At 34.6% G+C, this 12442-nt stretch carries 10 protein-coding genes and 1 tRNA gene; 3 read left to right on the top strand and 8 right to left on the bottom strand.

Annotated features, from left to right (window positions below; genetic code table 11):
• The first annotated feature begins 365 nt into the window (after positions 1–365).
• Both gatB and LA754_RS00520 read left to right on the top strand, forming a co-directional pair.
• Complete coding sequence (gene gatB, locus LA754_RS00525) at positions 366–1787, top strand: Asp-tRNA(Asn)/Glu-tRNA(Gln) amidotransferase subunit GatB (protein ID WP_077190087.1); 1422 nt, start codon at positions 366–368, stop codon at positions 1785–1787.
• A gap of 52 nt (positions 1788–1839) precedes the next feature.
• Positions 1840–3723: an NB-ARC domain-containing protein gene (locus tag LA754_RS00520; protein ID WP_457923647.1), complete on the top strand. Its 1884-nt coding sequence runs from the start codon at positions 1840–1842 to the stop codon at positions 3721–3723.
• 41 nt (positions 3724–3764) lie between these two features.
• Here LA754_RS00520 and LA754_RS00515 read toward each other — a convergent pair whose 3' ends face one another.
• From LA754_RS00515 to LA754_RS00490, 6 genes are all read right to left on the bottom strand, one after another.
• A complete protein-coding gene (locus tag LA754_RS00515; RefSeq protein WP_077188498.1) occupies positions 3765–4184 on the bottom strand; it encodes a YqaA family protein in 420 nt (139 codons plus the stop codon).
• Between the two features lie 6 nt (positions 4185–4190).
• Positions 4191–5564, bottom strand: a complete 1374-nt coding sequence (cysS, locus tag LA754_RS00510; protein WP_077188497.1) for a cysteine--tRNA ligase — start codon at positions 5562–5564, stop codon at positions 4191–4193.
• Positions 5557–6213, bottom strand: coding sequence for an exopolysaccharide biosynthesis protein (locus tag LA754_RS00505; protein WP_353271229.1), 657 nt, complete (start codon positions 6211–6213; stop codon positions 5557–5559). Before LA754_RS00505 ends, cysS begins: the two co-directional genes overlap by 8 nt.
• Before the next feature lie 90 nt (positions 6214–6303).
• Entirely contained in the window at positions 6304–6960 is a 657-nt protein-coding gene (locus LA754_RS00500) for an exopolysaccharide biosynthesis protein (RefSeq protein WP_264705549.1), read from the bottom strand.
• 166 nt (positions 6961–7126) lie between these two features.
• On the bottom strand, positions 7127–7294 hold the full coding sequence (gene tatA, locus LA754_RS00495; protein WP_006013840.1) for a twin-arginine translocase TatA: 168 nt from the start codon (positions 7292–7294) through the stop codon (positions 7127–7129).
• 128 nt (positions 7295–7422) lie between these two features.
• Positions 7423–8196, bottom strand: a complete 774-nt coding sequence (locus tag LA754_RS00490) for an ABC transporter ATP-binding protein (RefSeq protein WP_006279498.1) — start codon at positions 8194–8196, stop codon at positions 7423–7425.
• Between the two features lie 147 nt (positions 8197–8343).
• Between LA754_RS00490 and LA754_RS00485 the strand changes: the two genes are divergently transcribed.
• A tRNA-Arg gene (locus tag LA754_RS00485) sits at positions 8344–8420 on the top strand.
• A 101-nt stretch (positions 8421–8521) separates the two neighbouring features.
• Here the strand turns inward: LA754_RS00485 and uvrC are convergent.
• Both uvrC and glyS read right to left on the bottom strand, forming a co-directional pair.
• The gene (uvrC, locus tag LA754_RS00480) at positions 8522–10339 is read right to left on the bottom strand and encodes an excinuclease ABC subunit UvrC (protein ID WP_006279499.1); all 1818 of its coding nucleotides are present in this window, start codon (positions 10337–10339) and stop codon (positions 8522–8524) included.
• The gene (gene glyS / locus LA754_RS00475; protein WP_077188494.1) at positions 10323–12440 is read right to left on the bottom strand and encodes a glycine--tRNA ligase subunit beta; all 2118 of its coding nucleotides are present in this window, start codon (positions 12438–12440) and stop codon (positions 10323–10325) included. Before glyS ends, uvrC begins: the two co-directional genes overlap by 17 nt.
• Positions 12441–12442: the final 2 nt, after the last annotated feature.

Here is a 12442-nt window from a genome sequence, read left to right as displayed (position 1 = left end):
GGGTAGCTAGTTATTCACTATCCATTTTTTAAGTTGGCGTTTTTTTATGTTTTAAACGCTTTATAAGCGCGTTTCAGCTTATGTAGGTAGAAGTTTTATAAAGACATAAGGTGCACATAGTGCAAAAAATTAAACACGAGACGCCAGATACGTGAGCTTTTTTGTCATTTAATCTGTACAGAGAAGATAAATAAATAGCTTCAATTTTATGATAAGAGGGCTGGCGGAGCTTGTCAAGTAATCTTTTGCATTTAACCCGTTTCTATGGGTAAAACAATCTGCATACCACTTAGCTAACATGAGTTTTGTTTTGACTTTTTGTGCTAATTTTGCAGAATATTAAGATTATCATTTAAATAAAATACATGACGAAAGAGGATTGGGAAGCGGTAATTGGGCTTGAGGTACACGCTCAAGTTTCTTCTAATACGAAGCTATTTTCTAGCTCATCAACGGAATTTGGTGCTGAGCATAACACTCAAGTTTCTCTAGTTGATGCGGCAATGCCAGGTACGCTGCCAATACTAAATTATTACTGCATAGAGCAAGCAATACGCACTGGTCTTGCACTTTCTGCAGAAATTAATAAGTATTCTTACTTTGATCGGAAAAATTATTTTTATCCTGATTTACCGCAAGGTTACCAGATAACTCAGTTTTTTGAGCCAATAGTTAAAAACGGTAGAGTATTTATCAACGACAATGAAAAAGAAATAAGAATTGCGAGAATTCATTTAGAGCAAGATGCAGGAAAGAGCGTTCATGAGGAAAGCAAAACTTATGTAGATTTAAATCGTGCAGGGGTTGCTTTAATGGAAATTGTTTCAGAACCAGATCTCCGTTCATCTGCGGAAGCTGCAGAATGCATGAAAAAATTGAGGCAGATTTTGCGTTACATTGGTTCGTGTGATGGTGATATGGAAAAGGGATCACTTCGTTGTGATGCAAATGTTTCTGTCCGCCTAAAAGGCAGTAGCGCACTTGGCACTCGTTGTGAGATAAAAAATCTGAACTCGATACGTTATATTGTGCAAGCTATAGACTATGAAATACAAAGACAAATTGAAATTTTAGAAAGTGGGGAAGAAATAAGTCAAGATACCTTATTGTTTGATGTTGCTTCGGGAAAAACAAAAGTGATGCGAAACAAAGAAGATGCAAGCGACTATAGATACTTCCCTGAGCCTGATTTATTACCTGTTGAGGTAAGCCAGGATAAAATCGATTCTATTAAATCATCTTTGCCTGAGTTGCCAGATCAAAAAAAGCTGCGATACATTGAGGAATTGGGTATCAACGAATACGATGCAAACGTCATTACTTCCGATAAGGCGATTGCTGATTACTTTGAGGAATTGATAAAAAAACATGATTCAAAGCCCGCGGTCACCTGGTTAACTGTAGAGCTTTTCGGTCGTTTAAATAAAGCAGGTATTGATATTGTGAGCTCCCCAATCAAAGCAAATGCTTTGTCCGAACTCTTAGATTTTATCGTTGATGGAACAATCTCTGCTAAACTTGGCAAGCAGGTATTCGATAGTATGTTTGAAACTGGCAAACCTGCATCTTTAATTATAGAAGAGCAAGACCTAAAACAAATAACCGATAGAGGTCAAATATCAGGAGTTATCGACACAATCGTCAATAACAACCAAGATAAAGTTCAAGAATACAAAAGCGGTAAAACAAAGTTATACGGATTCTTTGTCGGCGAAGTTATGAAACTTACCAAAGGAAAAGCCAGCCCTGATGTGGTGAATTCAATTTTGAGTGAGAGATTAGAGTGAGGTGCCTGTAAGATTATCCTGCTCGGCAGTTAAGCGCACCTTTCATGGTATTATGTATCAAGCAAGATGGCTAATGCTGTTTCCTAAACATGCAGTAGATAGAGAGTATTCTTTCCGCCTATTCACAGAGAAAAAATCAGCTAAGGATTTTGATGATATTGTTCTTCGGTATGAACAAGATGGGAAAATAGTACATAGATTCATACAAGTCAAGCACAGGCAGGGTAGGCACAAAAAGATCAGCATAGGTGACTTATTAACACCGGGAAAGAATGGTGCGTTTGGCTTAATAAAATATCTCATTGCTTATTTAAAGATCAAAAGTAGTGGAGAGTTTGAGGGTGAAATAAAGGATTTTTTTATTGCCACAAATGTCGGTTTTGACTTTGAAAGTCTAGCAGATAAGGGAATTTCATTTACAAGAATGAACACAGAAGATGAGTTTCTGAATATAGGCAGTAGTGTAAGATATAAATTTGATAATAGTATTATCTCACACTTGCAAGAGAATATGGATTTTATAAAGGGTGAGGTAGGTGGACAAGTTAGCGATGGAGAAATAAATAAGAAAATAGAGGAATTTCCAGATAAATTGGTGTTTGCAGTTAATTTACCTAACCATGCTGAACTGGAAGGATTAATCAAAAATGAGATAAGTAACAAATTGATCGAAAAGTTCAACTACTTTGGTAATGACGAAACTGCTTACAACGCGCTTTTTATGAAAATGTGGAGTTGGATGAAGGATAGAGAAGGACGTTTCCTTTCACATAAAGAAGGCGAAGAGCTTTTCCGAAAAGTAGAGATGTGTGCTAGTACTTTAAGTGAGATAAGACAAGAAGTAGAGAAAGGGAATAAAGAAATAGGTAAAATAGCAAAACAACAGCGTAAGGATAGTAAAACACTGCATAAAATACATGCAGTTGCAACAACACAGAATAACAAGCAGATAGAGAAGCCTATTCAGTTTAATATGGTATATCCAGTTGAGATGTTTGTTGGGAGGGACAGCGAATTGCAAGAAATATATGGTAAATTGCATGAAAGTACTGGCAAACTAACGGCAATATCACAAATGGTTGTTATCGGTGGTCTTGGAGGAATAGGAAAAAGTGAGTTAGCTAGGAAATACGCTTATGAATATAGAAAAGATTATGATGGCAATGTTGTATGGGTAAACGCTGAAAACTTTGGAATTATGAAGAATTCTTTTCTGAAGTTAGCTGAGGATGATAAACTAGGTATTCCTCCCCAGGATAAGTACGGAAATGACAAGACGATAGAAACTATTGTTAAAGAAATATATGCTTTCTTTGCAAGAAGGGGAAGGAAAAGCCTGTTCATTTTTGATAATGCTGAGGGATATGAGGATATTAGTAAGTTTTTGCCATTCTCTTTAGGCCAGGACTATAACAAGCCTTGCGTATTAATTACTTCTCGTAGTAAAGATTGGAAAGTAGGAGAAGAGGAAGGTAAGATACAAGTAATACAATTAGATGAGTTTACTGAAACAGAAGCTTTGAGGTTTGTGAAGAAGGCTTTGAATATAAGAAATAATTTACAAGATGAAGAAATAAAAAAACTAACAAAAGAATTGCAGTATTTTCCATTAGCTTTGGGGCAAGCAGTAAAATATATAAACGAAAGCAATATTGTACTAAGTCGTAGAAGTAAGAAAAAAATTAGTGTTAGTGACTACCTGAAAGAATATGAAGAAGAAGCAGAAAAACTGCTTGACTTTGAATCCAAATATAAAAGTGACTGTTATACTAAAACAACATTTGTAATTTGGAAAATTACAATGTCCTACCTTGCTCCTGATGATATTTGTATAAGAGAAATTTTTTCAAATAAAGTTACTTTTAGCTCATGGTGCATCCTTATAACTATTGAAATTTTGCATTTAATTTATAGCTCCTCTTCTATCAGGGCATAGGATGACAGAAGTGGGCTTTAATAGCTGTAGTACTATAGCTGTTATACGCCAAAAGTAAGTATTAGATATAACAAATAGAAGAAATTAGATAGAATGATTAAAGGGGCAAGGATATAAAGGTTTAACTTAAAATAACCTGATAAAATTTGAATCACACTTCCAAGTGCTGGCACCCACGAAAGTAATGCAACTGCACAAATCAGTAGATTTCTTACGATTTTTGGTGTTTTATGCTCGTTCTCTAGTTTGTGGTATGATTTTCGTATAGAGATTGTTATTCTACCTAAGTACCAGTTAACTATTCCACCAAGGCTTGATCCTAGTACTCCAAAAAATAACATAAGTAGTGGAGTGTGATACGACCTGAAATAAAGCATGGTATTGAACACAAAACCTTGATGTATGGGTAAGACTAATGATGATACTAGACTATCTGTGAATAACAGGAAGTAGTTTTCCATATGAATTTACCAGGTTGTTGTACCATCTTCATTGTCAGAAATTGTAATCCCCATTTGTTTCAACTGATTTCTTATTTTGTCTGCAGTATCGTAATTTTTATTTTTTTTTGCAATTTTTCTTAAGTCTATCAACCTTTCTATTTCTTGATGATTTACATCCACAGCAAACCACTTTTCATAACTTGACTCAAGAAGACCAATAAATCTGGCACTCTTAACAAAACTCTCAGTTAATTTAAGCTTTTCACTTTCATTACTCATTTTGTTGATTTTTGCAGCCATTTCATGTAATATAGCTAGAGCTTCAGGGATGTTTAAGTCGTTTTTTAAAGCGTCTATAAAATCTTTAGAAATCTCTGCGTTACTTTCATCAATATTCGTTATATCTAAACCACGTAATAACCGATAAAATTTGTTTAAGGTTTCCTGTGCATCAGAAATAACGTTTTCTGTCCAATCAAGTGGTTTTCTGTAGTGAGTTTTGAGCAGTGCATAGCGTATTACTTCACCCTTTATTCCACTATCTAGCAAATCCCTTACTTTGACTATATTAAATAAGGACTTGCTCATTTTTTCTTCATTTACTGTAAGAAAGCCGTTATGTATCCAGTATTTTGCAAACATTGATCCAGCAAATGCGGACTTACTCTGTGCAATTTCATTTTCATGGTGAGGAAATTGTAAATCTATGCCGCCACCATGAATATCAAAATCTTTGCCAAGGTAAGCATATGACATTGCTGAGCATTCTATATGCCATCCAGGCCTGCCCTCTCCCCATGGGCTATTCCAATAACTTGAAAGTTTGTAGTCAATATCATTTGCAGGCTTCCACAGCACAAAATCTCCAGGGTGCTTTTTATTTTCATTAACTTCAACTCTGCTACCTGGAACCAATTCATCAGTTTTTTTTCCTGATAAAGCACCATATTCATGGTAAGATTCTATATTAAAATACACGTGTTTGTCAGATTCGTAAGCGTGGCCTGATTGCAGTAAATGTTCAATTAATTTTATAATATAATCTACGTTTTCCGTTGCTTTTGGCTCGTGTGTTGGCTCTTTACAATTTATGCTTTCCATATCATCATGAAAAGCTTTAATGTAATATGTGGTTATACTTTCTATGTTGCTATTTTTCTCGCTTGCTGCATTAATTATCTTATCATCAATGTCGGTTATGTTACGCACATAGGTAACTTTGCCATAACAAAACTTGAGTAGCCGAAATAACACATCATACACAACAACAGATCGTGCATTGCCTATATGTGCTGTGTCATATACTGTTGGTCCGCAAACATACATTTTCACATGATCTTTATCGGTTGGTGTAAAAAGTTCCTTTTTTTTTGTTAAGGTGTTGTAAAGCCTAACCATATACAAAGCTTTTGAGAAAAGAAAATGCCCCAATTATAAGTTGTGGCCCTTTGACTACTACAACAAGAGTAAGCAATAACCCACACAATGATATTAGAACTCCCAATATGGATAGAAACCCATCTTTACTCATGATACCAAGCGAAATAAGAGTCGTACCAATTGCAGGAATGAAGTTAGTAAGAGGTAGTGGAAGAGCTATTGATAACGCACAAAGCAGCATTATAAAAGCTAAAATTTTTTCACCGGGCCCATAGAAAATAAAAGACATTCTTGGTCTCATGAACTTTTCTATTTTTTTTAATGCTGGAGAAGTTTTCTCTACCACAAGAGCTAGTGTTGAACGCTGAAAAGATCTTCTTTCTAGCCAACTGGGCATCCAAGGAGAATCAAATCCAAATAGAAGCTGCAGTGAGAATAAGATTAAAGGTATAGAAAGAATAGTTGTATAACCAGGTGGAACCGGTATAGGCACCGATAGCGGCAAGGAGAAGATGATTATTAAAATACCAAAACCACGCTCATGCAAAGCTGTTTTAATGTCAAACAAAGTTACTTTATCGCTATCATTGTTATTGGTATCTGCAACTTCTTTTAGAATATCAGAAGCTAATTTATCACTTTTAGTCAACTTATCATTTTTTGACACGAAAAACCTTTGATAAAAATAATTCTTAACACAATTATTGTTTTATTTCAATATGCATTATTCATTTTGCGCTAGTAATTCGTTCTTTTGTTAAAGTGTTGTAAAGCTTTTAAGAAGAGAAAGTGCTCCGGTTATAAGTTGTGGTCCTTTGACTATTACAACAAGAGTAAGCAACAACGCGCACAATGATACTAAAACTCCCAATATGGATAGAAACCCGTCTTTACTCATAATGCTAAGTGAAATAAGAGTTGTGCCAATTGCAGGAAGGAAGTGAGTAAAAGGTAATGGAAGAGCTATTATTATTGCACAAAGCAACATCATAAAAGCCAGAATCTTCTCACCAGGCCCATAGAAAATGAAAGACAGTCTTGGCTTCATGAATTTTTCTATTTTTTCTAATACAGGGGAAGTTTTCTCTACCACAAGAGCTAGTGTTGAACGCTGAAAAGATCTTCTTTCTAGCCAACTGGGCATCCAAGGAGAATCAAATCCAAATAGAAGCTGCAGTGAGAATAAGATTAAAGGTATAGAAAGAATAGTTGTATAACCAGGTGGAACCGGTATAGGCACCGATAGCGGCAAGGAGAAGATGATTATTAAAATACCAAAACCACGCTCATGCAAAGCTGTTTTAATGTCAAACAAAGTTACTTTATCGCTATCATTGTTATTGGTATCTGCAACCTCTTTTAGAATATCAGAAGCTAGTTTTTTATCTTTAGTTAGTTTCTCACTTTTTTGCACAATTATCCTTTAATAAAATATTCCTCTTAAGCTAACATAGTTGTTGCTGTATTTCAATATTTGTTATTTATTTCATACCAACACTTCATCTCTTTCATTCTTTAACCTGACTAAGTTTTTAAACAGATGACATGCACTAAGGTGCATGTCACGAAGTATGAGGACGCTAACGATCTGGTTCATTAGACGATAATTTTTCTGAGTCCTTAAGCTCCTGTTTAAGGTTTTTGATGCCTTTTCCTAAATCACCCATAACTTGCGGTAATCTGCCTGCACCAAACAGAACTAAAATTATTATTAAGACTAGAAACAATTGCCATGGTCCTAAACTCATTTTCACCTCCATTTAAAATATTGACCTTTAAATGTTAAAACTTGACTGAAGTCAAGTAACACATAGATTATATCACCTTTATTTAATTATAAATCAAGGTTTTTTAATTACTTTATAACAATCCCAAACTAGATTATTTTCTTGCAGCGAATAAGTGGAAACTTTTCGCTTAACTGTAGAGTAGAAGAGAGCTCACTAAAAAACTTTGCTAGCGTATCATCTTTAGGCTTATGGTATATATCGCTAGAAACTCCTGATTGAATAATTTTACCATTTTTCATTACGTAGATAAAATCTGCAACTTTCAATGCTTCTTGCGGGTCATGAGTTACCATTAGCACAGGGATATTTTTACTTCTAAAAAGGGACAATATATGTTGTCTTATTCGGCACTTGAGCAGTATATCTAAATTAGAAAATGGTTCATCTAACAACACAACATCAGGGTTTTGTGCCATCACTCTTGCTATTGCAACTAATTGTTGCTGTCCTCCAGATAAGGCGTTAGGGTACATATTTTCATATTTTTCTATATTGAGTAACTTCAAGATTTCCAATGCAATTAGGTGCTTTTCTCTCTTGGAAGAGCTGCGGATAGCAAAGGTTATATTTTCTACTACTGTTTTATGAGGAAATAATGCAGAATGCTGAAAAATCAATCCGATATTTCTATGCTCTATAGCGACTGATGCCTTATTACTTGCAACTAACCTATCATTTATAAAAATAGTTCCAGATTTTGGATTTTCTATCCCCGCAATTAATTTCAAAATTGTTGACTTGCCACAGCCAGAATGCCCCAATAAACATGCAACACTTCCTTTCTTTACTTTAATGTTTATATTGCTTAAAGCAAAGTCGTTTTGATTGTTATAGAAATAACCAATATTGTTAACTAGCATTAATCTTACTTAAACCATGTTATTAAGTATAATAGCATTATACTCAAGAAGTACAGAAATGTTTTTTGTCGTCATAAATTGGTTATGCAAGAAATCTAGAAAAGAAAGGATTTTTTGCTATAACTTTACATGAATGGTAGGAAACACGGGACTATAGCTCAGCAGGATAGAGCGTTGGACTCCTAATCCGAAGGTCGTGCGTTCGAATCGCACTAGTCCCACCACATTGCTTCACAAATTTTATGGAGATTTTTTTTCACAAATACGCACACCTTTTTTTGCGGTTTTAAGATATAAATTCCCTAATAATAAAACGGGTTTTGTGTCATTCCAGTACTCCTCTCTTATAATTCACGTATTTAAGAATGACTTCTGCTAAACCTTTACTAATTCCAGGTACGTTTTGAATTTCAGCCAGAGAAGCTTTGCTTATATTTTTCACTGAACCAAAATAAGACATCAACGCTTTTTTTCTTTTGTTGCCAATGCCGGGTATTTTGCTTAATTGTGAAACTATAAACTGTTTATCGCGTTTTTTTCTATGTGAAGTTATCGCAAAACGGTGGGCTTCATTACGCAGCGATTGTAAGTAAAGCATGACTTTGCTGTCATTTGCCAGACTGAATTCTTCCCTGCCCAGCATATAAAATCTTTCATTTCCTGCGTTACGATCAGGACCTTTTGCCATACAAGCAAAAGGAACGTTTATATTCAATACTTCCAGTACATTCTGTACTATGGAAACATGTCCTGGTCCACCATCAATCAGTAAAAAATCAGGTATTATGCCTTTTATATTGCCGGAGAAACGTCTGGTTAGCACTTCCCTCATCATTTTATAGTCATCGCCTGAAAATTTTTCCTTTATAGTAAATTTTCTGTACTCACTTTTTAAAAAACCCCCCTGCCCTGCAACAACCATTACACCAATTTGTTGGTTTCCAAATATATGGCTATTGTCATAAACCTCAATACGCTTTGGAATATTTGGTAACAAGAAGATTTTGCTAAGCTCCTCAAGCTTTTCTAGGTTATTCCTATAATCGATAAGCTTCTGCTCTAAGCTATGCTGAGAGTTATCATAAACAAATTTCAATAAATCACGCTCTTTTTTATTCTTTGCATGCAGAACTTTTACTGGCTTTTGAGCAACCTTATATAGTGCTTGTTCTATAATTTCCTTATCCACAATAGAATCTGGAACGTAAATTTGTATTGGAGGTATGTTAGCTGAATTATAAAAATTGACCAAAAAGGTGGATAAAATTTCATCATTTGAGTGATCACCACTGTTCTCGGCAAAGTAAGGAGTGCTGCCGTAGTTGTCTTTATTTCTGAACGATAACACACTAATACATGCTAGATCCTCTTCACGTACAATACTGAAGAAATCTGCATCTTTTTCAAAAGAAAAATCCGTGTGCTGTATTTGAATTTGCTCAAGAAACTTTACCCGATCTCTATATATAGCAGCAAGCTCATAGTTTTCTTCACTGCTGCACTTTCTCATTGTGAAAAGTAACTGTTCTTTCACTTCCTTATTTCTTCCAAGCAATGTATTTCGTGCCTGTTTTACTGATTGGCAGTAGTCGTCTTTTGTGATTTTGTTTATGCATGGTGCTGAGCAGCGCTTAATTTGATATTCAATACATGGTCTTTTTGTTGAGGAAAAGTATTGATCTGAACATACTCTTAGGAGAAAAGCTTTTTGCAATGACAATATAGTTTGCTTAACAGCAGCGGCAGATGTAAAGGGACCATAATAATGAAACTCATTTTTCTTAAATTTGCCTCTATATTTTGCTATTCTTGGATAATCGTGCTTGGAAATTGTTATATAAGGATAAAATTTTCCATCCTTGAGCACAATATTATAAAGTGGTTTCAATGATTTTATTAGCTGTGCTTCAAGAAGCAGTGCTTCGATTTCATTCTCAGTGATGAATATTTCAACCTTAATAACCTGTAAGAGCATAACTCTAATTCGTTCAGAAAGGTTTTCGAATTGAAGGTAGTCGGATAATCTCGACTTTAAGTTTTTTGCTTTTCCAACATATAAAACTTTATTCTTATCTCCGACCATCTTATACACGCCACAGGACTGTGGAGATGATTTGATTTGTTCTTTATATTGCCTGAGCATTTATCCATTGCTTAACCTGTATGAGGTTAAAATCTGCTACTAAATGAAAGATGGAAACTACATTTTCAAGCAAAGATAATCTGTTTCTTCTCAGCTTATCAGAATCACAGTTAATCTTTATACTGTCCATAAACTGATTGATAAACGGAGCAAAACCAGCAAGTTCATCAAGTGCTACATTAAAGTGGTTATTTTTTATCGCTTGTTTTATGTTTTTACAAGCAGTTATAGCACAATTTGATAGCGCAATTTCTTCACTTTCAATCAAAAACCTCTTACCGTAAGATGCACTATAAGTAGTGCCATCACTTTTCCTTGCTTTGCTCATCATGTTACTGACTCTTTTGTAAGTGCTTAGAATTTGTTCACCTTCTGGAGTACTAAGATAACGATCCAATATAACAGTTTGCTTTTCTGCTGTCAGCAGATCATTAATATCGATTTTATATAGTATTGAATCTACAACATCTTGCCTTATATCTCTATTTTTTAAAATAACCTTGAATCTTTCTAAGCAAAATCTAAATACTAGTTCTGAAATTTGTTTTCTATTCGGCTTATCAACTGACGCTGTATTTTTATTAAATAGAAGCCTTGAATATAAAGATACTGACTTGTCTATCATTAGCCTAATTGGAACATGCAAATTATTTTCAAGTATTGTCCTAATTATACCAATTGTCATTCTCCGCAAACCAAATTGATCATACGAACCAGAGATTTTCTCACCTGCTGCAATTAAACCAACTAAGCTATCCACTTTGTCTGCAATTGACACAGCAATTGCAGAAGGAGATTTAGGACACTCCTGCTCTGGCCCGATTGGCTTATAATGCTCAGTTATAGCTTCCACTATTTCTCTATCTTCTTGAAAATAAGAAGCATAATATCCACCCATTACTCCTTGTAATTCTGGAAACTCTCTTACTATCGATGTTGCCAAATCAGCTTTTGCCAAATATGCAGCACGTTCAACTTTTATCAGCGAAGCATGTGGAATAAATATAGCTATATACTTTGACAAAGCCGTAATACGCTTCACCTTTTCCCCCACGCTGCCAAGTGAAGCATGAAATAATATTGAACCTAATCTTTTGACATAATAATCTAGATTTTCCTTTTTATCTTGAGATATTAAAAATTGGGCATCAGCAAGACGTGCTTCTAATATTCTTTCGTGTCCTTTAACAACTTCACCATTGTTGACGTTGACAACAGTGACAAAGTGTGAAATTCTCTTTCCATTACTTAAAGCAAGGTATTTTTGTTGTGTATTAACTATACTAAGTATTACTTCCTTCGGTAATCCAAATGACTTTTCTTGATTCACTTCACCAAACAGTACGATTGGCCACTCTATAAGCCCTGTCAATTCATTTAGTAAATAATCATTTTTCTCAAGTTGTAAATTCTGCTCTTTTGTGAATTTATTAATCTGATCTAGTATAAATTGCTTTCTTTTGTCCATTTGGAGAATTACACTGTTTTTTTCTAGCAATTCAAAATAGTCTTTAGGTGTTTTAACAGTAAGCGCCGTACCACTTGAGAGAAATCGATGGCCATATGTTGTGTTAGATGCTGTAATCCCTGCAAAAGATACAGGTATTATTTCATCATTTAAAATGCATAAAATGTTTTTAATTGGCCTAACCCACCTTTCTTTTCCTTTGCCCCATCTCATACTTTTTGGCCAAGAGAAATTTTTTAATATTTCTCCTAGTTGATTTTTAAGAAACTCTTGAATGTTAAATGAGCAGCTTTCTCTTTTAATGAAGTAAAAATCCTCATTATTTACTTTTCGAACGAGCAAATCTTCTTCATTTTTCTGATATTTTCTTAAAAAACCTTCGATAGCACTTTTTGGTGCGTTAATGTTTGGTCCCTTAACTTCGTTATTGGAATCCTTTAGCTCCAAAGCATTTATATTGTCGACAAATAGGGTAATGCGACGTGCCGTTATAAAAACCTCCATTGATGTAAATTTTACATTATTTTTGTTAAAAACATTGGCAATACAGCTCTTAACTTGAACTGTAGCTGAATTCTGCATTCTCGGTGGTATTTCTTCTGAAAGGCACTCAAATAACAACTGCAACGACATAC

The organism is Wolbachia endosymbiont of Muscidifurax uniraptor (assembly GCF_054149795.1).
The sequence above is the reverse complement of the archived record's forward strand: the minus strand, read 5'-3'. Positions and strand labels throughout refer to the sequence as shown.